This window comes from Nitrincola iocasae (assembly GCF_008727795.1).
GTDB lineage: Bacteria > Pseudomonadota > Gammaproteobacteria > Pseudomonadales > Balneatricaceae > Nitrincola > Nitrincola iocasae.
Genome location: NZ_CP044222.1, coordinates 1,382,477 through 1,407,398, shown reverse-complemented (window position 1 = coordinate 1,407,398; position 24,922 = coordinate 1,382,477). Strand labels below are relative to the sequence as shown.

The window sequence follows — 24,922 nt, the reverse complement described above, 5'->3', positions numbered from 1 at the left end:
GCAAGCTAACCGCTGATGCCTGAAAAATTAACAAACCCTTTCTTGGACCTGCTGTTTAGCCGTTTACCTTTATTGGCTGGTCCATTTTGGCGGCACCTGCTGCTGAATCCATTTTTTTAGCGACAACACCGTTGGATTGGTGCACTCAGCCCTCTGGTACATACGTAGATAAACCTCTTTTCCCCTTAGAAGAGGCATTACTCGTCTTAGATTTTTGAGTCCATAACGCTTGCACTCAGCAACCCAACTGGGCAACAAGCCCACCCCAAAACCCTGAGAGATGGCATCAGCTCTCATATGCATAGAGCTAATCCTCACCACACTTGTTGGCATATAAGTAAAATGACAATGGCCTTCACTATTGTAGAGTTTTACCTCACCTGTTTCATTAGGGCTTCGAACCCAAGAAGCTGTTTCAGGTATATCAAACTGATTTTCTATGTTAGTAGTGGCTGATCGATAAAGCCCCTGCTCCCAACGAGCTAGCAGAACCGAATTTGTACTATCACTAATTTCTCTATCGCAGCAGCTAATCCATAGATCAATAAATGAAGCTTCATGGGCATCGACATGATCGAGTTGGTGTATATGCAGCGAGACTCCCGGGTTGGCTTGCCGAAAACGGTTAAGCACTTCAGTTGACCAGCCTCTTGACAACTCTTGGCAGAGACCAATATGAAGCACACCCTCCAGTGAGTCATACTCTTCATGTAACGCTTTTTGGCCTTTCACCATTAATTCAATAATACCCTCAGCATAGTCGACAAACTTTAGCCCCGCACTTGTCAACAACAACTTCCGGCCATTCTGACGAGTCAACCGATGACCTAACTGTTGCTCCAAAACGGCTATACGCCGACTTAAAGTTGATTTGGGCATCTGCAAATAATCAGCAGCACTAGAGAGGCTACCGTGTTGTTTTAATGCCACTAGGCATTTCATAGCACCCAGTTCACTCATGTCGTTTCAACATTCCTGCACAAATAGTTTAACGCTTCGCTCTTTTTGAGCACTTCATAAAGCGCTAATATAATGCTATCGATAATCATTATCAAATATATACGGTATTAATTCCTTATGCGCATAATTTCTAGTTGCAAAAAAAGCGTGTTATACCTAGCTGTTCTAGCCGCTAGTTCTTCAGTCCATGCCGCATCAACTCAATCTACTTCATCTGCCATTGTGCTCGAAAGCATACTAATTAAAGCAGATAGCACTGACGAAACACCTATCAATAATGAGCTATTACAAGAGCGTGTCATTTTTGACATGAAAAACGTGTTTCGCCTGAAACCTGAAATTACTCTTGGCGGAGGAAGCCGCAATGCTCAGCGCGTATACCTTAACGGAGTAGAGGGAAGCAATCTCAATATAACGATTGACGGTGCCCGCAATGGCCGCAATCTACACCAACATCGCGGAGGTTTCGGCGGATTAAATCCTGATTTACTCAAACAAGTCGATATCCATTCAACTTCCGGAGTGACCTCTGGTCCTGGTGCACTTGGCGGGAGTATTCATATGACAAGTGTAGATGCTCAAGATCTGTTACAGCGAAGCGGTAAGGTTGATGGCATCGGTGCTCGTATCAAAACTGGATACAGCTCAGTTGATAATGGCAAACATGGCAACATCAGCCTTTATGGCATGGCATCTGATCAACTGGGTCTCCTTGCTCACATCTCGGCCGACAATCGTGGTGATTATGAAACAGGTTCGGGTCGAAGCGTCATTGGATCTGCGGGACAAGATCGTGATTATCTATTTAAGCTAAGTTTACTTGATGCAGGCAACCACAGCGTCAGAGCCGCGGTCAGCCGAAACCACAATGAAGGGCTTTATGCCCGTGGTAGCCATGGTAGTGACATGGGATACCTACCCGAATTACAAACGGGTCCATCAAGCCGAGTCAGACAGGAAACTGAACAGGATAGAATGACTTTGGAATACCATTGGAACCCTGCCAATAATGCAGCAGACTTCAGAGCCAACCTATATCGCACAGAAAATACGCTACGCTATCCCGGTTCAGCTATTGAAGATATTAGAACTGAAGAAATTGGCCTGAGTATCAACAATACCAGCCACTTTAATTTCACCAGCCTAGACACAGCGCTTACCCTTGGTATGGACTGGTTTGAAGAAACAGCCTACACCAACGCACTAAACATGGGTAATACCCTTGTCTGGCCGGATCTGACAGGGCAAGCCGTGGAATACAAAAGTGAGAATCTGGGTATATACATGGAAAGCATCACTGATTTTGGTCCACTGACCACCACAGTGGGACTACGCCTGGATCATTACGACAGTGACTACGGCCCTATTCAGTTAAAAGGCAGTAAGGTGTCACCAGCACTCCGATTTGACTATGCCCTGACCAATGAATTCAATCTTTTCGCTGGTTACAGTGAGGCAGCCAGAGGCAGTGGCATTATTCCTGTCGGCTTTTTGGGGCGTCTGAATCAAACCACCACGGCAGCAAACAACCAACTCAAAGCAGAAACATCAAAACAACACGAAATAGGCATTCGTTATGTTTCAGAAAACTGGCCACTAACGCTCCACCTAAAAGCATTTGATACCCGCCTGGATAACAACATCCAGACAATTGGTCAAGGAAGTGCGCCATTAGGCACCGCGGGCATATTCAATAGTGATAGGCTTGATATAGAAGGCTGGCAATTTAATGCCGAATGGACTGCAGGCTTTTATAGCACAAACTTCGCACTCAATATTATTGATGTGAACTATAACCAATTCCCGTCTGGTGGAATAAGACGCATGACAGCCCCCACCGGCGACTCACTCGTTTGGGACAATCGTTGGCAACTGTCAGAACAATGGCTAGTTGGTTATACCCTCGAACTGGTTGCTGATCTTGAAGATGTTCCAGCAGGCGAACCTGAACGTGACGGTTATCATATCCATAGCCTCAGAACTCAGTGGAAACCGAATCCAGATCTGGAATTTGGCTTAGCCATCGATAATCTGTTCAACAAACGCTATGCCAACCATACCAGCTTGTATAGCGCAGTAACCGGGATTGTTGATGAACCTGGACGTGATATTCGTCTGAGCCTGACTTACACCTTTTAATCTGTTGATACCGGAGTATTTTATGTCCCCATCACCTGAATCCACACACGGAAAGTTAGTCTTGGTAAGTGCCGGTATTGGCGATGCGGACAACATTACCTTAAAAGGATTGAAAGCCATACAGAACGCTGACCTGATTTTGGCGATGCCCTTTGTCGAGCGTCAGCTTCAGAAGTACCTTCCCAGAGGAGTTCCAATTCTTGATGCCGGGCACGGTTTATTCAGCTCCCTGGGACGACGAGGGGACAATCAACTCAAGACACAATACCAAGAGGACCAGATTCGCCACCGCATTCGTGAAGCCATTGACAAGGGTTTGTCCGTCGTTGTCGTTGAGTTTGGTGACCCGACCTTATTTGGGCCGCAGTCGGGTTACTTAACTGAATTTCGTGATTTAAAACCAACAGTTATTCCCGGCATTTCCAGTTTCAATGCCGCAAATGCCTTACTGGGACAGTCGTTGCTGCATGACACCCAACAGCGATTATTGATGACAACGGTGCACGGACTGGCGGATTACAAAGGCACATTGCCCGATATTCTGGTTTTATTCACCATGCAGCTGGAAATTCCACAACTCAGCCAACGACTGCTGTCACTCTATCCGAGTGACACATCTGTGGTACTTATTTTCCACGCGGGCTTCAGTGCCAATCAGCAACGCATCCACTTGCAGCTGGATGCGCTGGTCAATACCTCCAAACAACTTGATATTCCCTGGGAGTGCATGATTTATGTGGGAGCCATCCATGATGTGTAAATTGCCACTACGCCAGGCAAGCAAAGCAATGGTCGTTTGTATAGGGTTGGTTGCAACGATGACCTGGGCTACAGAAAGCCAAGAGCGATTGGTTATCGCTGATGCACAAGGGGATTGGGGATTGCTAGCACCCTACTTGCATCAGGCGCGAGGTCCTGGGTATGTGTACACCAGCTTTGTGTTTGACTCGTTACTTTGGAAAGACGATCAGGGAAAAATCCAGCCTTTACTTGCAACAGATTGGTCCAGTGATGATGAGCAACGTTGCTACACCTTCACGCTAAATGCTCAAGCTAAATGGCATGATGGAAACCAGTTAGATGCAGAAGATGTCGCTTTCACCTTCAGCTACATTCAGCAACATCCCTATCGATTTGTGGATACCCATCAGGTGTCGTCAATCAACACCACACCTGACCAGGTAGAAATATGCCTGGATAGTCCGGACCCACTGTTTATCGAGCGGGTAGCAAGTACATTGCCGATCATGCCACAACATATTTATGCTGAAGTTGATAATCCAGATCATTTCGCTCAGCCTGCGGCCCTGATCGGATCTGGCCCTTATATATTGGACCAATATCAGCGTGCACAGGGCTTTTACCAATTACGCCGCAATGAGCACTGGCATCTGGGTCTACCGCGCTATGCCGAAGTCGTGATCACACGTCTATCGCCGCAAGCAGCCGCTGTCGCAATGCAGCAGGGGGAAGTCGACCTGATGAGCATTACCTACGAGTTTATTGACCTGTTTCAATCCGCAGGTGCCAATCTACTGGAAACAGCCTCCAACCACCCCTACCGGTTACTGTTCAACCATCAACAGAGTTTCCAATCGGTTAGACTGCGACAGGGTTTGGCGCAAGCGATTAACCGCCAGCAGTTAATCGATCTGGCGTTTCACGGTAAAGCACAAACAGCACGGCCCGCTTACCGCCAACAAGGCCGTATGGCAGGACTTAATCCTTATCTATTTGATCTGAATTCTGCCAGAAGCACACTGCAACAGGCCGGTTGGCAGCAAGACACCCAGGGACGCTGGTTAGATGAGCAACAACAACCGGTACAACTCAAGCTGGTGGCATCTGCCAATGCAGCACAGCTTGTAAAGGTGCTGGCACAGCAATTCAATGCACTCGGCCTGGAGCTGACAATCAGACTGTTGCAGGACGTACCCTTAACCAAAGCCGTGCAGGATCTTGACTTCGATTTGGCACTATTGAGCCAAAGCCATCAGGGCGATCCTGACCGTTTCAGAACCCTCTTGACTGGACGACATAGCCGTGGAGATAACTATACCGCCAATCACGAACTCATTGATCTGCTCGAACAGATGCAAGCCAGCCAGAGCAGGATTGACCGAGAAGACTTATTCTTAAAAGCTGAACAACTCTATAACGCCGACCTGCCTTCACTACCACTGGTCAACCCCACTAACTTTACCGCTGAACGTGTTACAACTGGGGCGGCTTATACCCCAGAGGGTATTGCGATGGGCATTCCACTGGCGTTTAACAAGTTCTCGTTGTTTCTGCCCCAACCATGATCAAGGTTCAACGTTCACCTGCCAGCATATTATCCTGGCTGCTGCAGCAAATTTTTGACAACATGCTGGCAGCCGCTTTGCTACTGCTGTTCAGTTTTATGTTGCTGCAGTATTTACCTGGGAACCAGGTCGATGCATTACTGACCAGCGATATCGGCAGAGCGATCAGTAGCGAAGACTACGCCAATACCACCGAACGCCTGGGACTTGACAGGCCAGTACTGCATCAATTCGGTGACTGGTTAACCGGAGTATTACAGGGTAATTTAGGATACTCTATGTTACACAGAGCGCCCGTCAGTGAAGTCCTGTCTGATGCCCTACCCTGGACACTGACATTGGTGCTGCTGTCCTTGCCGATTTCACTTTTATTGGGTGCATTTATCGGTCTTTTAACCGGAATGCATCCGCAACGTAAGCCATCTCAATTGGCTTTCACCTTAATGACACTGCTCAGCAGTTTGCCCAGTTTTGTCGTTGCTTTATTACTGTTGAACCTGTTTGCCTTTACCCTGGGTTGGTTTCCAACGGGTGGTGGAGCGGGCCTCAGTGCTCGCCTATCGGGGAAAAATGAGCTTGCAGATCTTATCTGGCATGGCATTTTACCTCTAACGGCCCTGTGCATGCATAGTTGTGTGCGCTACTTCTACCTGGCTTATGGGCTGGCACAACAAATTGGACAACGTGCTTTTATCCGCTATGCACGACAGCGAGGGATCTCTGGATGGCAGCTGTTACGACACTGGTATCTGCCTAACGCCATGCCTGAACTACTCTCACGTCTCAGCAGCAGCTTACCCGGAATGGTCGGTGTAACCGTATTTGTTGAAGTAGTATTTTCTTATCCAGGTGTTGGTTCACTGATGCTAGATGCAATCCATAATAGAGATTATCTACTGTTACAAGGTGCTTTGCTGGTAACCGGACTGATGGTACTGACCGGCAATACTCTTCTGGATGTAATCACTGCTGGACTCACGGCACGAGGCTAACATGCAAGCACGGAACCTACTCCTCTTACTATGCTTAATTGCTGTGACTCTTCACTTTAGTGACTGGCCTCAGATCCAGATGAGTAACCAGGTGCTTACTCCACCCTCAATAGTGCATTGGCTAGGCACCGACAGTCTTGGGCAAGATGTCTGGCTGCGCCTATTAGAAGCCTTGCCTAACACGTTACTGATCGCATTGGCCTGTGGACTTTTGCCCTTACTGATTGGCTTGTTGTTAGCTACATTAAGTAGGTTTGGAGGCTCTCTCATTGATCGTATACTGTTAAAAATAACAGATATATTACTGTTAATACCGAATGTACTCCCACTGATGATCCTGGCTGCTTTGCTTGAGCCGAGTCTTAGTACAGTCATTGTGTTAATCAGTTTATTAAGCTGGCAAGACGACTTCCGTGTCCTAAGGGCCGCAATAAAGAGACAATTGCTCAGTGATGCTGTGCTTTACGCGCAAAGTTTCAGTGCAGGGGCTATGTACCTTCTGCGCCGCCATATTTGGCCTCCTTTGTCACCCTTGATGGTGGTTCTATTTCTCCAAAATGCCAGGCGTGCTGTGATGCTTAGTGCAGCGCTGGCTTTTCTTGGCCTGACTGACCCTCGCCTACCCAGTTGGGGAGGACTGCTACTTGACGCCCAAGAGCAAATTCACAACCCTGCATTCTGGTGGTTACTGCCAGGCCCCTTACTGGCCATGACTGGGCTGATTCTACTGCTGAATAGCAGCAACTCGACACAGGACCCGGTTTTTTAATGAATATGGCTAATACCACACAAACGGCTTTGATACAGATGCAAGATCTTTTACTAGAGATTGATGAAAAACCGCTTTTACGACAGATAGATCTTAGTGTTTTTCCCAATGAAACCTTGGTCATAGTAGGGCCATCGGGTGCGGGTAAAACGACTTTATTAGAACTGATGGCAGGTTTTTGTCCCGGTCAATGGAGTGGTCAGTTCAGGCGTTTCGGTCAAGTATTTACAGGAGTAACTGATACGCGGATTGGACTTTTGCCTCAAGGATTAGCTGACAATCTCAATCCTCATATGACTATTAAGCAACATTTTGATGAGGGTTTGGCTTTACAACAGAAACATAATCCACACCAGCGTCAGTTACCTATGCAGGTGTTAATGCAGCAGGCTTGTTTACCCGAAAATCTATTGATGCGCTATCCTCGTCATCTTAGTGGTGGCGAAATACAGCGTGTACTGCTGGTACTGGCCACACTCAGTAAACCAGAATTGCTGCTACTCGATGAACCTACGGCGGCATTAGACAAGAGCATGCGTGAGCATATCACGCAGCAACTCAGAAAAGAAAAAACCAAAAGAGCTATGGTACTAGTGACCCATGATCTAAATCTTGCCCACCAATTGGGTGACCGCATCATCGAAATGAGGCAAGGTCAAATCAGCACCAACAATCTAGCTAGCGTATTAACTATGCAAAGCATATCACCACCAACTAAGCCAAAGGCAACAAAAAATCATAACAAACCTAGCGTTCTTTCAGTGCAAAACCTATTTTTGAACCATCAAGGTCGTATCATTTTCAGAAACTTTAACATGCAGTTAACACAGGGAAGCCTGACACTTGTTTATGGGGCTAGCGGAGCTGGAAAAACTACCCTGGCTCGTATGCTAGCCGGTTGGGATCCACACACTTCAGCTACTAACATTAATATTACTGGCCGATGTGTACTGCTATCCCAACACCCTAAAACAGCTTGTGCTTCACACTTTACACTATTGGAAATACTAACGGAGCCTTTACGCCTTTCATCCACACCTGTCGACATGACGAAAGTTCGCCAATGGTTATGTCAACTGCACCTACCTAATAACGATGCTTTTTTGCAACGTAAACCAACGGGACTGAGTGGTGGTGAACTACAACGTTTACTTCTGGCCAGAGCGATGTTGACTGAACCTGATATTCTCATTGCCGATGAACCTACGTCAGCACTGGATCCCGCCTTACGTAGCCACATCATTCACCTACTGATGGAAATACAACGTAATAGATGCTTTACTCTACTCATATTTACACATGATCAGGATTTAGATCACATGACCGGTTCATCGGCTTACATGATGACGCCTGAGGGTATTACACCTAAACACCTATCTCAATCCCATTACCGGCAAATTTGACACGTAAAGCCTTCCGCTGCCAGATGGAGTTAACGTGTCAGCATCCAATCGGATAAATGCTACGTAATCAGTTACTACATGCAGAATGACTGATGAAACCTGGACGAATGGCTGATTTCTTACAACAATGAATGAGTTGATTAGGAATAATGATTGGGGACAGAACACCAATGACTACTTTGGCAGGTCTGGGGTTCAGGATAAATTTCATAAAAGGGCAGTGTTATGGCACTTCTGAAAAAAAACTTATGGTCAATTTTCTACATTTTGACCCTGCTCTTTACCCTTTACTTTGCTTTTGTCTCTTACGCCCAGTGGCAACAGCTTTTCGCCGACGCCAAAAACTCCCAAGAAAACACTCTCAAACTGATTGCTGGCTCCACTCAAGCCCTTTATAGAACCAATGAGATCATGCTGGATATCCTCGGACATCGGTTTTTAGAGGATACCTCCTATCAAGACAATCAAAACGCCATGAATATGCTTAATGCAGCCCTTGAAGAAAGCCCTGCAATCATCGCCATTGCCCTGGTTGACCCTGAAGGAAACATGCTTTTTGCTACCAATAATCTGGATGTTTCTAATTTCCCTAACCTCCTGGAGCAACCTCAATCTCGTGCTTCATTTATGCAAGTGATGGATTCAGAAACGATGGTTTTTGGACGAACCTATTTCTTTGAACCCTTCCAAGACTGGATTGTTCCTATCCGCAAAGCCATACGCAATCCTGATGGCAGCGTCTATCGTGTTATCACGGCAGCTTTACGCCTGGAAGATTCTTTTGGACACATAGTCAAAACTATTGACCATGAAAACCGTTATATTTCATTGATTGTGCGTGAAGACATGCACGTACAATACGCCAGTAACGGCAAAGAACTCGATTACCGTCCCTACCAGGAGCTGCTTGCAAACAGCAAACAAGAGGCGATGAAACAAGCGATAGCGAAAGCCCATAGCAACGAGTTAGATGGCTTTTGGCATGACTATCAACCCATCTCGTATGTGGATAGCTCGGAAGACACCTCTCAATTAGTCTCCATCCAATATAACACCGACTATAACCTCTGGTTCATGCTCATGACTAAAATGGAGGTGCTTTGGAAGGAGTTTGCCAAGGTACTCGGTGCCTATTTTTTGATTTTTATGTCTGTGGAAGGAATGCTATATGTGCTCTTTCGCATCATCGCCACCGCTGAGGCCAAGCGCAATGCCGATTTGCTGCACCAGGCTACCCACGATCAACTCACGGGGCTTTTAAACCGAAGTTACCTCAAAAACAATGTGCATCACTGGATTTACCCAGAAGCACGCCCGTTTGGTCTACTTTATGTCGATCTGGACAATTTCAAAAACGTGAATGACAGTTTTGGTCATCACCACGGTGATCTGCTTTTACAAGAGCTTGCCCAGCGGTTACAGGCCGCTTCACCCAAAGAGGCCGCTTTATTGCGGCACGGAGGTGATGAGTTCATCTTGCTAACACAAGTCGATGAAGACAACGCACTGATGGACTTGGCAAAGCAGCTCATTGAGACAGCGTCAAAACCTTATCAGATCAACTCAATGCGTTTACATGTCAGTGCGAGTGTTGGTGTTGCCAAATATCCCCTGCACGGTGATAGTATCGATGATTTGCTGCGTGCAGCCGATATCGCCATGTACGAGTCCAAGCGTCTTAAAAATAGTGTGCATATTTTTAAAGACACAATGCAAGAGACCTATCTCCGGAACGTCAACATTGAGCAGGCGCTTCGCGGTGGTCTGGAAAATCATGAACTATTCATGGTTTACCAACCTCAAATTAGCGCCGATGGCAGCTTTTATGGTGTGGAGGCATTGGTTCGCTGGGACAGTTCAATCCTTGGCAGCGTCCCGCCTGATGCCTTTATTCCTGTAGCGGAAGCTTCGGGACAAATGCCCATTCTGGGTCGATACATCATTGAAACCACTTTTGCAGACATTAAGCAGATACGCCATACCCTTGGCCGTAGTTTTTCTACCTCCATTAATCTTTCTGCGCGACAACTGCTCGAACCTGATTTTGCCAGCTACTTTATTGGAAAAATGCAGCAAGAAAACATCGAAGGTCGTTGGCTGACGCTAGAGATTACCGAAAGTTTGCTTATTGAAGATATTCCAAGCGTTTTGCCGCTTTTGCATACTCTTAAAAGCTACGGTGTACAGCTGTCTATGGATGATTTTGGCACAGGCTATTCTTCTTTGAGCATGCTACGCATGCTGCCAATTGATGAACTTAAAATAGATAAAAGCTTTATTGATGCAGCTCTAACAGACAAAAGTGCTCAACAAATGGCTCAAAGCATCGTCACTATCGGTAAAAATCTAGAAATGGATGTAATTGCCGAGGGCATTGAAACCCAAGAACAGCTGGAGATGCTTACCCGTTTTGGTTGCGACAGGTTTCAAGGCTACTATTTTGCTCGACCGCTGGATAAAGAAGACTTGGCTCACTTCGTCAAGGAAAAGCTTTCGCTGATCAGCCACCGGCCAGTTTGACCTTAAATCCGTCCGCTTCAAGCAAACTCTTAATCAACTCACGCTGATCACCCTGTATCTCAACAATACCGTCTTTCACCGATCCCCCGGTGCCACAACGTTGCTTGATCTTCTTGGCCAGTTGTTTCAGTTCAGCATCGGCCAATGGGATACCGCTGACGGTCGTCACCCCTTTGCCCTTGCGCCCAGCCACTTCACGGCGGATACGTACGATGCCATCCAGTGTTGCCAGGCGTGACTGCTCGGTTAACTCATCACATATACACTCGGCTAATGGCTGAGCGCACTCAGGACAGTGTTTTCCGCTTTCAGTGGAATAGACCAGTCCACTGAGTTGATCTTTTAATGATGCCATTCATTACCTCCTATCAGTCGGTATAGCTTAACCTACTCCGCCGCCTATCTGGCGAGCCAAATAATTGGCGTAAGTGTCTGTCATCCCGCCAATAAAATCCACAGCTCGCATATAACTATCATACAGCGGCCAACTTGCCGGAGGGGCATGAATACCCAACAGCGTAATAATTTTTTCAGTCCGATACCCCAAGTCTTCACCCTGTTGCTGATGGGACTCATACACGGCATCGCAAAAGGCATCCAATAAGACCCCCAGAGTGGTGTAGGCACCCACTTCCTGTTCAGCTTTACGATTATTAGGAAACACACGGGTCCGGGCGATGCTTTTTGCCGTGCTTAATCCTTCAGCTACCATGGGATCACCATCACTTAGCAGTTCACCCTGAAAGGAGCCATCCATAATGACTTCATAATGTTGACAATAGGTCTGCACCGCAGCGTTAACCATGTTCTCCATGGCCTTACCACGAAGAGCTGAGATCTTGCGCCGTGCGGAGGCCTGAGAGTTGAAAATAGCATCATCAAAACTCAGATCGCCGCAAAGTTGCAGCAAGATCGGCTTGACCTCATCAAAGGTGAGGATCTGCAATTCAATGGCATCTTCAAGATCGAGGATGGCATAGCAGATATCATCCGCCGCTTCCATCAACCAGGCCAAGGGGTGACGCGACCAATGATTCTCACCCAGTGAAATAAGACCCAACTCATGACCCAAGGCATTGAGGATATCCACTTCAGTCTGGAACACACTGAACTTACCCTGTTTACCACCCCGCTCCACCGTCCAGGGATACTTCAACAGCGTGCCCAGGGTGGGATAGGTCAAGCGCAAGCCACCATCAAACAGGTTGTTCTCAATACGGGTGACCACGCGAAATCCCTGGGCATTACCTTCAAAGGTTTGCAGGTCAGCCAGTTCCAGCTCGCTCAACTGCTCAAAACGCGGGTCTTTGGCATGCCGCCTGAACCAATCACGTATGGCATATTCTCCCGCATGACCAAACGGCGGATTGCCGATATCATGGGCCAGACAGGCTGACTGGACAATGGTACCCAGATCATGCGGTGTCACCCAGGAAGGCAGTTGATCGGCAAGCAGCTCGCCTACCCGGATCCCCAGGCTGCGTCCCAGACTGCCGACTTCGATCGAGTGGGTCAGACGGGTATGGATATGATCATTCAATGCCAGCGGATGCACCTGAGTCTTGCGTCCCAGACGTCGAAATGCACTGGAAAAGACAATGCGATCTGTATCCTTATGAAAGTGACTTCGACCTGTCTCTTCCGTTGTCAGTAACTCATGACCATAACGTTTGGTGGTTAACAAACGTGACCATTGCATGCTTTTACCCATGTTATTCAACCCTGCCAGGGTGTTAGTGCCTGACCTTCAAAGGCTATACCCGACCAGCCATGACGCATAAAATTGCGAATATTCTGATGATCATCAGCATCCGGATGCTGCAACACATCCTTAGTGTAATAGTCACCGAAAGCATTCAGGGTGACGGCTTCACTCAAGCCCTGGAGCTGAGCAAATGCCAGTATTTTACAAGAGCCGTTGTTACTGCCTGCCGGGTTTAACAGCTCACCGTTACGAAAAGCTGTCGGCGTAAAATCATAGCAGCGATCTAAGCACTCAATAACCTGAGTAAAGTTTACAGAAGCCTGCTGCAAGGCTTGAATCAGCATTTCGGGAGTCATTGCCTGTTGTGTCATGGAATAGAATTTCCTCAGGGTATACGCAAGGTCAGGGTGCCATCGCGCTGGGTCATTTCAAGATTTTTCATAAAGCTCATCCCTAACAGTACCAGGTCAGACGGCATGTGCGGATTGATATGCGCCTGAACATTTTCCAGACGGATATTGCCTAACTGTACTGTTTTCAGCTCTGTTTGGTAAACATCAATCACACCACTGGCGGTGGTAACGCGGTTAGACCGGCCAGGCTGCAATTGCACCTGACGCGCAACAGTTTCTGGCACACTGATCGTAGTCGCACCCGTGTCGAGCAGAAATACCACCGGATGACCATTGATCAGGCCCGGTGCGATGTAATGGCCACTGCGATTACGCTGCAACACAACTTCTGCGGGCCCGTCTGCTTGTACCAGTGCCAGATGCTGATTAGGATGATCACGCCGTTCAAGATAGCCGCTAAAATAAAGGGCGAAGGCAAGCAGCAGCAACAGCCAGAACGCCACCTGGAACAAGCGTGCAATAGTGTGGCGAGTCTGATCCGGATGCCTCATATAGCCGATACCCTGTATTTCAATGCAAAAATATCAGAGTATACCTAGGAGCGCTGTTGATAGTCATCCAATGCGGACTGCCGGGCCGATTTATACTCAATGATCGGTGCCGGACGCCCCATCGCCTGACCAGCTCCGGGGAGATGACGTTGTCGGCGTGGTACATCGGTTAATTCAGGTAACCAGTGCAGCAAGAAATCTCCATCTGGATCAAATTTTTCACTCTGAATCTGGGGATTGAATATACGAAAATAGGGAGCGGCATCAGCACCTACCGATGCCGCCCATTGCCAACCACCCAGATTAGAGGCGAAGTCAGCATCGATCAGGTGTGCCATAAAAAAATCAGCACCCAAACGCCAGTCGACACGTAACAATTTGGTCAGGAATGAGGCCACCACCATACGCAAACGATTGTGCATCCAGCCGGTGGTGAGTAGCTGTTTCATCGCCGCATCGACAATGGGATAACCGGTTTCACCACGACACCAGGCGTCAAATAAGGCGGGTTGGTGCTGCCAACTAATACGTTGCTCCACTTCGGGCCTGAAGGGTTCCAAGCGACTCATGTTTGGCCAGGCGACCAACAAATGTCGGTAAAACTCCCGCCAAATCAACTCGTTCATCCAGATACTATCCAGCCAGGCATCACTACCAGACTCAACCTTAAGGCACTGCAGGCATTGTAAGGGAGACAGCGCACCAATGGATAAATAGGGGGACAAACGTGATGTGCCATCCACAGCGGGAAAATCCCGCTGACTGGCATAGTCAGTAACAGCACACTCAATAAAATCATTCAGCCTGGCATGCACAGCCGTTTCACCGACTGGCCAACGCTGAGAGTCATAGGGCATCAATGCTGCCGCAAGGGCTTTAAAGCCTAAGTCATCCGGAAGGCGATCCGAAGGAGTCAATTCTGGCTGACACGCAGGCATGCCCAAGGGCTCAGGCAGCTGTTGCAGGTATTGCTGCCGCCAGGCGCGACTGAAAGGCGTGAAGACTTTGAACATCCCGCCCTGCCCGGTCACGACCTGTCCAGGGGGAATAATCAGTTCGCCATGATAACCCAGGCAGCGTACACCAGCCGCTTCCAGTTCAGCACATACCTGTCGATCACGCTGACGTTCATTGAGCGGGTATTCATAGTTAAAATAGACAGTATCCGCCTTTAATTCAGTGGCCAGCTGTTGCAACGCGACGGGTACTTGGTCAAAGCGGTTGAGTTGTAATACCCGCAAACCAATGTTCAGCTCAGCAAGGTCAGCTTTTAAAGCTATAAGCTGGTCCCGCCAAAGTGCCAGCCTTGCAGGTGCCTCACTGTGTAACTGCCACTGTTGCGGCGTTAGCGTTACCACAGCCGTCACACCCGCTTGTGTGTCACAGGCATAAAAAAGCGCCGGATTATCCAGCCGGCGCAGATCGTTACGTAACCAAACCAGTTTCATCGACACGCTTACATACCAATAAAGGGTTGCACCAAACGACCCATCAGCCCGGTAAACTTCAAAGGCGCATCTGTAGCAATCAGACAAATACAATCCTGGTCTGTATCTACCAACGGTTGATGATGCACTTCGCCATCCAGGTCAGCCACATCGCCAACACTGAAGCGACCAATTTCATCCGTATAAGACCCACTCAGGATCAGGGTTAACTCATTACCACCGTGTGTGTGGTGTGGCACGGAGACACCGGGTGCAATTTTCAGCAAGCGTGTGGTGCCCTTCCCCCCCAGATTCAAGTCGATATGATGAACACCATACCCCAGGCGTTTCCATGGAAGCTGCTCTAATGAACTATTGATGTAATGATGCAAGGGAGCAGGGACACCCGCTGGTATTTCTGCTGGTTTGACCAGTGATGAAACTTCCATCGCCATGTCATCATCCAGGCGGGCCATTAATTGATCCAGAGCGCTGTCATGTAAGGGTAAAGGGGCGATTTTATCCAATAAAACACCGCCAATAGCTTCTGCCTGACGAACTCGCTCGCAGCATTCCGGGCACCAATGCAAATGACATGCGACCAACAGCGCCATGCCCTGAGATAAACTACCAGCCGCATAAGCCATCAGCGTGGCGTCATCGAAGTGGTGACGAATATTCATTCTGCCTCCCCCCAATGTGCCTTGAGCTTGCTAAAAGCCAGACGCAATCTGGACTTTACACTACCTAAAGGGATGCCAAGTTGATCGGCTATCTCGGAATGAGACTTGCCCTCGTAATACGACAGGTACAATACCTGGGCCTGATTTTCAGGCAATTCAGCTATAGCGTTTTGCATACGTTCTTCAATGATGGCATGTTCTGACATATCACGTTGATCGGGATCTGGCTCTTCTTCAGGTAACTCATATTCAACGGCCTTTTCACGACGCATACGGTCGATACACAGGTTTCGTGACAGGGTGAAAATCCAGGTACTGGCACTGGCTTTAGCCGAGTTGAACATATGGCTTTTGCGCCATACTGACAACATCGCTTCCTGAGTAACCTCTTCAGCCGTAGCCAGTGGCATACCCAAGCGAACAATATAAGCCTTCACACGAGGTGCAAAATAACCAAAAATAGCGGCAAACGTTGCTTTGTCTTGCGTTTCAGACAGAGAAGTCAGGCGTGCTGACCACTCATCACGTTCCTTTTTTTTCTTCTCTTCCACGATTTTGATGACTGCGTTCACATCGCCTCCTATGGGCTCATCTTCCTGCATTGCAAACTCCTACGCTGCCATTAAACGGGTAGATCACTTAAAAGAAATCTAGTAAACACAGATGATCTACAAGCTTATACCGAATCGTAAGCTATGCATATCTAAAGACACGTCGGCATGAGGCCAGATTTTATGAATGTAAAAGTTATACGTCCCCTGAAAATAGCGGTTATCGGCTCAGGCATCTCAGGCTTATCCTGTGCCTGGTTGTTGAACCAAAACCACAATGTCACTCTGTTTGAAAAAGATGACCGTCCTGGGGGGCACTCTAATACTGTCGACGTGAATCTTGCCGATACTGGCAGCCTGGCTGTCGACACAGGCTTTATTGTATTCAATCCGGTCAACTACCCTAACCTGGTGAAATTTTTTGACCAATTACAGGTCGAGAGCATAGCAACAGAAATGTCATTTGCCGTGAGTATGGATCAAGGTTTACTCGAATACAGTGGCACCAGCCTGAATGGTTTGTTTGCTCAGCGTCGTAACCTAATGAGCCCTACCTTCTGGAAGCTGATAAAGGATCTGCTACATTTTTACAAACACTCAGACAGCTTCGCCCAAAATCCTGCCAATGCTGATCTGTCGCTGGGCGAATTATTACATCAGCAAGGATACAGCAACACATTTATTTATAAGCATCTCATTCCTATGGGTGCCGCCATCTGGTCAACACCCGCTAATAAAATGCTGGATTACCCGGCGTTGACCTTTTTGCGCTTTTGCCAGAATCATGGTTTGGTACAACTTACAGATCGGCCACAGTGGCGCACAGTCGTGGGCGGAAGTCGGGAATACGTTAACAAGATTATCCATGAACTGAAAAATCCAGTCAGGCTCAACAGCCACATTCATCGGATTCATCGCCACAACAGCCAGGTGATTCTGGAAGATCTACATGGCAAGCGAGAGACCTTTGATCATGTTGTTATGGCCTGTCATGCCGATCAGGCACTAGAGATGCTGGCCGAACCCACTGCTGATGAACAGCAGCTACTGCAACTCTTTCCCTATCAGCGTAACCGCGCCATTTTACACAGCGACCCTGCGCTGATGCCCAAACGTCGTGCCGCCTGGGCCAGTTGGAACTACCTGGCCAGCTCTGTAGCTGACCAAACCGCTGATGTCAGCGTGACTTATTGGATGAATAGCCTGCAACACCTGCCTGAAGACACCCCCTTATTTGTCACACTCAACCCGATTGAAGAGCCAGAAGAAGGTAGTATCCATCGTAGCTTCCTGTATGACCACCCTGCTTTTAACCTGGACTCAGTCGCGGCACAAAGAAAACTCTGGAATCTACAGGGCGTACAGAATACCTGGTATTGCGGTGCCTGGTTTGGCTATGGATTTCATGAAGACGGGCTTCAATCCGGCCTCGCCGTAGCGGAGGCCCTCGGAGGTAAAAAACGCCCCTGGCATTTGGATAACCCCAATAGCCGTATTCATGTCAGGCCCAGAACCCGTCCGGAATCACGCTTATGCCGGGAGGCGGTGGCATGAGCCATGCCTTACACTCTAGCATTTACCTTGGCGAAGTGATGCACCAGCGTCTGCGCCCGGTCAATCACCGCTTTGTTTATCGGGTCAGTGCCTGGCTGATCGATTTAGAGGAGCTTGAGGCACTGGATCGATTCAAATGTCTATCCATTGATCGCTTCAATCTGTTTGCATTTTACCAGCGTGATCATGGTGATGGTTCAAGTACCCCCTTGAGAACTCAGATCAAAAGCCTTCTGAAGCAGCATAAAATCGAGACAGGTTCTGGTGCTGTACGTTTGCTTTGCTACCCACGCCTGTTCGGTTATGTGTTTAACCCGCTAAGCGTATTCTATTGCTATAACGAATCTGGCGACCTCAGCGCCATTTTATATGAAGTCAGCAATACCTTTGGTCAACGCCACAGCTACCTGATACCTGTCGAGGCAGACAAGGCTGAGGTTATACGTCAGCAGGCCGACAAAGCGTTTTATGTATCACCGTTTATGCCGATGCAAACCGCCTATCAGTTCCGTCTGCAGCCACCTAATGGAAACCTGGCCGTGATGATTCGCCAAATTGACGACCAAGGACCGTTGTTTGATGCCACCTTCTCCGGGCGGCGGGTTGAAATCACCCAACAATCGATACTAAAAACTTTCCTCCGCCACCCGCTCATGACCCTAAAGGTAATCGGAGGCATTCACTGGGAAGCATTGAGACTCTGGCGCAAAGGCATGAAAGTTCAGCCTCGGCCAATTCAGCCCACCTACTGTGTTTCGCTGGTCAATACACAAGGAGTCAAGCTGTCATGAAGCCTTCTAACTATCAACTAGCGCATACCGGTGAACTGCTTGCTGAGCATAGCTGGTTTAATCGCATGTTATTGAAAAGTGTATTGCGCCAGCTACCCGAGCTTGATTACGGCACCCTGGACCTGCAACTGCCTAATGGCCAGCAACTCCAACTGGGTAAAGTGCAGGAGGGTGCTCCCCGAGCCGAAATCCGCCTGAACAGCTTCCGTCCACTGCGCCGCCTGCTGCAAGGTGGACAACTCGGCATGGCCGAAAGCTATATGGCCGGTGAATGGGACTCTCCTGACCTGGTAGCATTGATGCGCTGGGCGTTGGGTAATGAGCGACAGATGCCGGACCTGAGTAACGGCAAACTTTGGCTGCGCCTGCTTAATCGACTTGTACATTTGTGCCGCGCTAACACCAAACGCGGCAGTCGACGCAATATTGCCTACCATTACGACCTGGGTAACGATTTTTACCGGCTCTGGCTGGATCCCAGCATGACCTATTCCTCTGCCCTGTTTAGCTCAGCTGAACAGTCGTTGTTTGAAGCGCAGCAGCAGAAATATCGACGTATTGCACAAATGCTTGATCTGCAGCCTGGCCAGCAAGTACTGGAAGTCGGCTGTGGCTGGGGCGGTTTTGCCGAGCTGGCCGCCACTGAATTTGGTGCCCGTGTGCATGGCATTACTCTGTCACAGGAACAGTTGCAATTTGCCCAACAGCGCATAGCCGAGGCAGGCCTGTCTGAGCAGTGTAGCTTCAGCCTGACCGACTACCGCGATCTCGACGGACAGTTTGATCATATTGTCTCGATTGAAATGTTTGAAGCTGTGGGAGAGGAGCACTGGGCCACCTACTTCCAGACACTGCAACGCGTACTTAAACCCGGCGGTCGTGCGGTACTGCAAGTCATCAGCATTGCTGAGGACCGGTTTGAGGAATACCGCCGCAATCCGGATTTTATTCAACGCTATATTTTCCCGGGAGGGATGTTACCCAGTCCATCACGCCTGCAAGCCGCACTGGAGCAGCAGCAACTGAAACTCACCGACAGCCAGTTTTTTGGCCTGGACTATGCAAAGACCCTGACCATCTGGCGGCACAATTTTATCGAGCAATGGCCAAGAGTACAGGCACAGGGGTTTGATGAGCGCTTTCGCCGTATGTGGCTTTATTACCTGGCCTATTGCGAGGGCGGCTTTCGGCATAAAACTGTCAATGTAGGCTTTTACCAGATGGAGCACTCGTGAGCCAACCGCTTTCGCGTCAGGCACTATTTAGCTATGCACTGCCTGCCTTACCACTGGCCGTGCCTACCGTTGCTATCTATATTCTGCTTCCGACCTACTATGTAGAAGAGATAGGTTTACCGTTATTACTCACTGGGTTATTGTTGATGCTGGCCCGCTTGAGTGATGTCATCACCGATCCGCTAATCGGTCGCTGGCTGGATTTTGCCTCAGCGCGGCAGTTCAAAGCCACGTTAGTTACAGGGGGGGTAATCTGCATACCCTCGCTGGTATTATTGATTCACCCGCTGGCATCTGCACCAGCCCTGTCGCTGCTGTTCGGGGCACTATTTTTATACCTGGGATGGACGCTAGTTCAAGTCCCTTATATAACCTGGCTCAGTCATCTGAGCGACAGTAGTGAAGAACGTACCCGGGCGGTGTCATTACGTGAAGGTTTGACACTGATCGGTTTATTAATTTCAGCCAGTGTACCCTTACTGGTGCTAGCCGGACTCAGCACCCCACAGATGTTACAAGTCATGGCGTTGATCACCCTGCTGCCAGGTGGCTGGTTTATTTACCGACTCTTGACCCATCTGCCCGGCCCCCAGCCAAGTGAAAAATTGTTACAAGGCCACTGGCGCGATTTGATCAAAAACCGCCCTGCCATGCGTTTAGTGACAGCCTGGTTTACCAATGGGGTGGCGAACGGTATTCCTGCTGTCCTGTTTCCCTTGTACATCACCTCGGTACTCGGACTTGAAGCGACCATCCGGCCCATTTTTATTCTGATCTATTTTGTCGCGGCTGGCTGTGCCCTGCCGATCTGGCTAAAGCTGAGCAGGCACCTGGACAAGGTGCTGCTCTGGCAAGTGGCCATGCTGATGGCAATTACGGCGTTTCTGCCAGCCGCCTGGCTGGGACCGGGTGATACTTATTGGTTTGTGCTTATTTGCATGATTACCGGTACGGCACTAGGGGCAGATCTAGCGCTGCCCCATGCTATTCAGGCCGAAGTGACCGACTGGGATAAATTCCGCTACCGCCGCCGACAAACTGGCTTGCTGTTCGCTCTCTGGAATGCTGCCACCAAACTGGCGCTGGCGTTGGCAGCACTGGTGGCACTGGGGTTACTGGAACTGGCCGGATTTACACCAGAATTAGCTGCTCCGGTACTGGCACTGGGGCTGATCTATGCCCTGCTTCCCAGCGTATTAAAGTGTGTCGCCATCATCATGCTATGGCAGTTTCCAATTAAAAGTCGTCACCACAAGGCCATTATGCATCGACTAACCCAACGATCTGACCGGAGCCCTAACGATGATCTACCGACTAAGCCTGTTGCTCCTGATCAGTCTGCTGCTTGCAGGGTGTAGCCAGATGAATATAGAAAAGTTTGACCAGCGCGAACCCAAACTGGTGCTTGAAGACTATTTTCAAGGGCGCGTCTATGCCTGGGGCATCTTTGAAGACCGCTTCGGTAACCTACGACGTGAATTCAAGGTAGAAATTGATGCGCGTATGGAAGGTGATACGCTGATACTGGATGAATACTTTCTTTATTCCGATGGTGAAACTGACCGGCGTGTCTGGCGAATCACGCCCACGGCTGAAGGCGAATATCAAGGACAAGCGGATGATATTATCGGCGTAGCACGTGGAAAGATCAGTGGTAATGCGCTGAACTGGCGCTATCAGATGGATCTGAAAGTCGGTGATAACAGTTGGCGCGTCAGCTTTGATGATTGGATGTATTTACAACCCGGTGGGGTGTTGATTAACCGTGCCAGCGTGAAAAAATGGGGACTAGAACTTGGTCAGGTCACCCTGTCATTTATTCGGGCTGATCAACTCAAGGAAGCCCCCTTCAACCTGATTCCAGAATAATCAGCTTGCCGACATACGCCGCTTTATCAGACGTAATAACCCGCCAATTAATGGCAGGCGCAGATACACCGGTGCACTGTCCCAATAATCGATATGTTCAGTGACCAGGCCATTATAGTGATCAAATTCGAGACGGGTGGCACCCTCGACAGATAACAGCCCGATAATCGGTACCTTGGCGGTAAACTGCCAGCGCAACCAGGCATGATCGGTATAGACACTTTGCTCCAGCACATTAAACGCCGGGTTTTCGGTATTTTCGAACATATCCTCCAAGACCCGACGCATCTTACTGAAGCCCCGGACATCGTTGAAAGGATCACGAAAATGCACCTGTTCAGTCACCAAGTCTTTAAATTGATCGAGTGTCTCTGGACTCAGATTACTGAATACCTCGCAATACCGCTCGCAAAGCTGTTTGGAAGGCGTAAGTGGCATCGAGTCTCCTCAGGGTAACAATTTCCGCGTCAGCCTGAAGTAGAGTGAATAGGGCAGCAGACGCAGCACTTTTAACAGCATGACAAAAACCCGTGGAAATGCAATTTCAAAACGTTTAAGTTGCAATCCACGAATAATGACTGTTGCCGCCCGATCCGCATCGACCAGGAAGGGCATGGCAAAGGTATTCTTATCCGTCAGTGGGGTTTTTACAAAACCCGGATTAATCAACGACAGCTGTATACCTTGCTCAAGTAGTTCCGGATAGAGCGCCTCGCAGGTATTAATTAAGGCAGCCTTGCTACCCCCATAGGCGGCAGCTGTAGGTAACCCTGAATATCCGGCTACGGATGCCACGACACCAATCTGTCCACGCTGGCGGCTTACTAAATCAGGCAACAAAACTGACAGACAGTTCACTACACCAAAATAATTAACCGCCATCAGTTGTTGAAAGGGTTCAGGGGAAAAGTTTTCCAGAGTCACTGGCTGATGATTTCCGGCATTGAGCAGCACCAGATCCGGTATACCATAATTCTGGATCAGCATTTGCCAAGCAGCCTGCACAGATTCCAGCGACGTCACATCACAAACCAACGGATGTAACGAACCTGACAGGGTTGGCTGATTAAGTTGATCACAGCATTCCAGCAAGGCCTGCTCATGACGACCACTGATGATGACCTTAGTACCCTTGCGGACTAACTGCTTTGCCACTGCCAAACCAATACCGCTGCCACCACCGGTAATCCACACAAGCTTCCAGCTAGTGTCTACACCAATCTTTGATATAACAAATGATCTGAACATATTGAGCTCCTTTCACTAAGTTACGTAAAAAGAGTCCAGCCAGTTCAGCCATTACTGATAGCAGTGCAGAGCAGCATTACACGCGAAAACGTGACACCAACTGATTCAGGCGCTGCTCCAGTGACGCCATGCGCTCAGAGGTGTTAGCCACTTCATCGGCATTGCGTTTACCATGTTCAGCGGTGTCTGCAATTTTCTGAATACTCTGACTGACTTCATTGGCAACCGCCGTCTGCTCTTCTGCCGCACTGGCAATTTGTGTGTTCATTTCAGTGATGGTACCGACAGAGCGAGCAATGGTTTCCAGGGATTCATTCGCCCCGGCAGCCCGTTTCACGGTATCCACTGAAGCCTCACGACTGCGCTGCATAACACTAACGGCATCGCGGGTACCTGACTGCAGATTGTCTATCATCTGCTGAATTTCATTGGTACTTTCCTGAGTTCGGTTCGCCAGGGTTCTGACTTCATCAGCCACCACGGCAAAACCACGTCCATGTTCACCGGCACGTGCCGCTTCGATGGCCGCGTTCAATGCCAACAAATTGGTCTGATCCGCGATATTTTTGATGACGCTGACCACCGTTCCAATCTGCTCGGCGTTATCACCGAGTTTCTCAATAACATCGGCAGCCCGGTTAACATCATCGGCCAGGTTATTGATGGCCTGAATTGTCTGACTGACAATCTGCTGACCATCAGTGGCTTCGCGATCGGCCTCCAGAGCGGCGGCGGCAGCTCTGGAGGCACTCCCGGCAACCTCTTCGACGGCGGCAGACATTTCATGAATAGCTGCAGCGACCTGAGTCGTTTCTGTTTGCTGTAGTGACGCATCTTCATGACTGCGGGTTACCACAATTTTCATCGCTTCACTGGATTCGGTCAGCTCTTCCACTGAGGTTTTAACCTCACGAACCAACTGATGAATCTTGTCGGTAAACAGATTGAACTCTTTGGCCACATCGCCAATTTCATCCTGACTGATCACCGTAAGTCGTTTAGTCAGGTCACCCTCACCTTCAGCAATATCTTTCAATGCCGCAGACGTTTCTTGCGCGGGTCTGACAATTCGACCACCAATAACCCATACCGCCAGGAACACCAGTACCAGTATCACCACTGCACTGGAAATGATACGCAGCAATACCGACGTGACTTCTTTTTCAAACAGTGCCTGCTGAACAGCAACAGCCTCATCTACATCATCTATGTAAAATCCGGTACCCAGTATCCATTGATTATTCAGTAAAGGTTCGGCGTAGCTAAGTTTTGGCGTCAGACCATTACGGGTGGGTTCGTCCCATATATAACCCACATACCCACCGCCATTCAGTCCAGCTTTAACCAGTTCTCTTACAAGATAAACCCCCTCGGGGTCTGTCAGATCATTCAAATTACGCCCTTCCAATTGCGGCGACATACCATGTACCAGAGTATTACCGAGCTTATCAAAAATAAAAATATATCCATCCGACCCAAAGCGCATACTGCGTAGCATGGTTTTTGCTGCTTCCAACTGCTCTGCCGAAGGATTAGGACTGGTCATATAAGGCTTGACGGCGGTAATGGCAATTTCAACATAATGCTGCAACGCTTCACGCTTGGCATCCATCATGGATTCACGGATACGCTCCACTTCAGCTGTACCGGCTGTTCGCATCTGGAAATTAACCAGTAATAACAATGCCAGCGTAATCATCAGCATCGGCACCAGCGCCATCAGCAGCAGCTTGGACTTGAGTTTCAGTGTGTTCATCCCGGACTTCCTCAGATATTACTTTTCTTGTAAACGGCTGGTATTCTGATGGAATTAGTCAGTAAAATCATGCTCTATTTTCCAACTAGACTCTTAATACTATAACCTAC

The 24,922-nt window shown here is 48.7% G+C and carries 23 protein-coding genes and 1 pseudogene; 13 read left to right on the top strand and 11 right to left on the bottom strand.

Annotated features, from left to right (window positions below; all coding sequences use genetic code 11):
* Positions 1-69: 69 nt before the first annotated feature.
* Positions 70-960, bottom strand: coding sequence for a LysR family transcriptional regulator (locus tag F5I99_RS06460; protein ID WP_151054239.1), 891 nt, complete (start codon positions 958-960; stop codon positions 70-72).
* 117 nt (positions 961-1,077) lie between these two features.
* Here F5I99_RS06460 and F5I99_RS19955 point away from each other — a divergent pair.
* The 8 genes and pseudogenes from F5I99_RS19955 to F5I99_RS06425 all read left to right on the top strand — a co-directional run.
* Positions 1,078-1,500: pseudogene (locus F5I99_RS19955) on the top strand (TonB-dependent receptor plug domain-containing protein); the annotation flags it as partial.
* 21 nt (positions 1,501-1,521) lie between these two features.
* A complete protein-coding gene (locus F5I99_RS06455; protein ID WP_225307642.1) occupies positions 1,522-3,099 on the top strand; it encodes a TonB-dependent receptor domain-containing protein in 1,578 nt (525 codons plus the stop codon).
* A 22-nt stretch (positions 3,100-3,121) separates the two neighbouring features.
* Positions 3,122-3,859 (top strand): SAM-dependent methyltransferase, encoded by a 738-nt coding sequence (locus tag F5I99_RS06450; protein ID WP_151054235.1) that lies wholly within the window; start codon positions 3,122-3,124, stop codon positions 3,857-3,859.
* Entirely contained in the window at positions 3,849-5,405 is a 1,557-nt protein-coding gene (locus tag F5I99_RS06445) for an ABC transporter substrate-binding protein (protein WP_191905963.1), read from the top strand. Before F5I99_RS06450 ends, F5I99_RS06445 begins: the two co-directional genes overlap by 11 nt.
* Positions 5,402-6,397: an ABC transporter permease gene (locus tag F5I99_RS06440; protein WP_151054231.1), complete on the top strand. Its 996-nt coding sequence runs from the start codon at positions 5,402-5,404 to the stop codon at positions 6,395-6,397. The genes F5I99_RS06445 and F5I99_RS06440 overlap by 4 nt, the downstream gene beginning before the upstream one ends.
* 91 nt (positions 6,398-6,488) lie before the next feature.
* Positions 6,489-7,166 carry an ABC transporter permease gene (locus F5I99_RS06435; RefSeq protein ID WP_191905962.1) on the top strand — a complete coding sequence of 226 codons (678 nt, stop codon included), beginning with the start codon at positions 6,489-6,491 and terminating at the stop codon, positions 7,164-7,166.
* On the top strand, positions 7,166-8,569 hold the full coding sequence (locus F5I99_RS06430) for an ABC transporter ATP-binding protein (protein WP_151054227.1): 1,404 nt from the start codon (positions 7,166-7,168) through the stop codon (positions 8,567-8,569). The genes F5I99_RS06435 and F5I99_RS06430 overlap by 1 nt, the downstream gene beginning before the upstream one ends.
* A gap of 225 nt (positions 8,570-8,794) precedes the next feature.
* Positions 8,795-11,089, top strand: coding sequence for a bifunctional diguanylate cyclase/phosphodiesterase (locus F5I99_RS06425; RefSeq protein ID WP_151054225.1), 2,295 nt, complete (start codon positions 8,795-8,797; stop codon positions 11,087-11,089).
* Here the strand turns inward: F5I99_RS06425 and F5I99_RS06420 are convergent.
* Genes F5I99_RS06420 through F5I99_RS06390 form a run of 7 tightly spaced genes read right to left on the bottom strand, consistent with a single transcriptional unit; the run spans position 11,070 to position 16,410 of the window.
* Entirely contained in the window at positions 11,070-11,444 is a 375-nt protein-coding gene (locus tag F5I99_RS06420) for a translation initiation factor Sui1 (protein ID WP_151054223.1), read from the bottom strand. The two genes, F5I99_RS06425 and F5I99_RS06420, sit on opposite strands and share 20 nt — an antisense overlap.
* 27 nt (positions 11,445-11,471) lie before the next feature.
* Positions 11,472-12,800 carry a deoxyguanosinetriphosphate triphosphohydrolase gene (locus tag F5I99_RS06415; RefSeq protein ID WP_151054221.1) on the bottom strand — a complete coding sequence of 443 codons (1,329 nt, stop codon included), beginning with the start codon at positions 12,798-12,800 and terminating at the stop codon, positions 11,472-11,474.
* A gap of 5 nt (positions 12,801-12,805) precedes the next feature.
* Positions 12,806-13,165: a HopJ type III effector protein gene (locus F5I99_RS06410; protein WP_407670331.1), complete on the bottom strand. Its 360-nt coding sequence runs from the start codon at positions 13,163-13,165 to the stop codon at positions 12,806-12,808.
* Positions 13,166-13,179: 14 nt separating this feature from the next.
* Positions 13,180-13,698, bottom strand: coding sequence for a retropepsin-like aspartic protease family protein (locus F5I99_RS06405; protein ID WP_151054219.1), 519 nt, complete (start codon positions 13,696-13,698; stop codon positions 13,180-13,182).
* Positions 13,699-13,742: 44 nt separating this feature from the next.
* Positions 13,743-15,146 (bottom strand): deoxyribodipyrimidine photo-lyase, encoded by a 1,404-nt coding sequence (phrB, locus tag F5I99_RS06400; RefSeq protein ID WP_151059002.1) that lies wholly within the window; start codon positions 15,144-15,146, stop codon positions 13,743-13,745.
* An 8-nt stretch (positions 15,147-15,154) separates the two neighbouring features.
* Positions 15,155-15,808 carry a ChrR family anti-sigma-E factor gene (locus F5I99_RS06395; protein ID WP_151054217.1) on the bottom strand — a complete coding sequence of 218 codons (654 nt, stop codon included), beginning with the start codon at positions 15,806-15,808 and terminating at the stop codon, positions 15,155-15,157.
* Positions 15,805-16,410, bottom strand: a complete 606-nt coding sequence (locus F5I99_RS06390) for a sigma-70 family RNA polymerase sigma factor (RefSeq protein ID WP_151054215.1) — start codon at positions 16,408-16,410, stop codon at positions 15,805-15,807. The genes F5I99_RS06395 and F5I99_RS06390 overlap by 4 nt, the downstream gene beginning before the upstream one ends.
* Before the next feature lie 132 nt (positions 16,411-16,542).
* Here F5I99_RS06390 and F5I99_RS06385 point away from each other — a divergent pair, with 132 nt between their 5' ends.
* From F5I99_RS06385 to F5I99_RS06365, 5 genes are read left to right on the top strand one after another with little or no spacing between them, the layout of a single operon-like run.
* Complete coding sequence (locus F5I99_RS06385) at positions 16,543-17,913, top strand: NAD(P)/FAD-dependent oxidoreductase (protein ID WP_151054213.1); 1,371 nt, start codon at positions 16,543-16,545, stop codon at positions 17,911-17,913.
* Entirely contained in the window at positions 17,910-18,704 is a 795-nt protein-coding gene (locus F5I99_RS06380; protein ID WP_151054211.1) for a DUF1365 domain-containing protein, read from the top strand. The genes F5I99_RS06385 and F5I99_RS06380 overlap by 4 nt, the downstream gene beginning before the upstream one ends.
* Positions 18,701-19,939 carry an SAM-dependent methyltransferase gene (locus F5I99_RS06375; RefSeq protein ID WP_151054209.1) on the top strand — a complete coding sequence of 413 codons (1,239 nt, stop codon included), beginning with the start codon at positions 18,701-18,703 and terminating at the stop codon, positions 19,937-19,939. Before F5I99_RS06380 ends, F5I99_RS06375 begins: the two co-directional genes overlap by 4 nt.
* Positions 19,936-21,297, top strand: a complete 1,362-nt coding sequence (locus F5I99_RS06370; RefSeq protein ID WP_151054207.1) for an MFS transporter — start codon at positions 19,936-19,938, stop codon at positions 21,295-21,297. Before F5I99_RS06375 ends, F5I99_RS06370 begins: the two co-directional genes overlap by 4 nt.
* Positions 21,298-21,301: 4 nt before the next feature.
* Positions 21,302-21,808, top strand: a complete 507-nt coding sequence (locus F5I99_RS06365) for a DUF3833 domain-containing protein (protein ID WP_233282116.1) — start codon at positions 21,302-21,304, stop codon at positions 21,806-21,808.
* Here the strand turns inward: F5I99_RS06365 and F5I99_RS06360 are convergent, their stop codons facing one another.
* The 3 genes from F5I99_RS06360 to F5I99_RS06350 all read right to left on the bottom strand — a co-directional run bounded on the left by F5I99_RS06360 (position 21,809) and on the right by F5I99_RS06350 (position 24,812).
* On the bottom strand, positions 21,809-22,246 hold the full coding sequence (locus F5I99_RS06360) for a nuclear transport factor 2 family protein (RefSeq protein ID WP_151054203.1): 438 nt from the start codon (positions 22,244-22,246) through the stop codon (positions 21,809-21,811).
* Positions 22,247-22,255: 9 nt separating this feature from the next.
* Positions 22,256-23,056 (bottom strand): SDR family NAD(P)-dependent oxidoreductase, encoded by an 801-nt coding sequence (locus F5I99_RS06355; RefSeq protein ID WP_151054201.1) that lies wholly within the window; start codon positions 23,054-23,056, stop codon positions 22,256-22,258.
* A gap of 76 nt (positions 23,057-23,132) precedes the next feature.
* Positions 23,133-24,812, bottom strand: coding sequence for a methyl-accepting chemotaxis protein (locus F5I99_RS06350; RefSeq protein ID WP_151054199.1), 1,680 nt, complete (start codon positions 24,810-24,812; stop codon positions 23,133-23,135).
* Between the last annotated feature and the right edge of the window lie 110 nt (positions 24,813-24,922).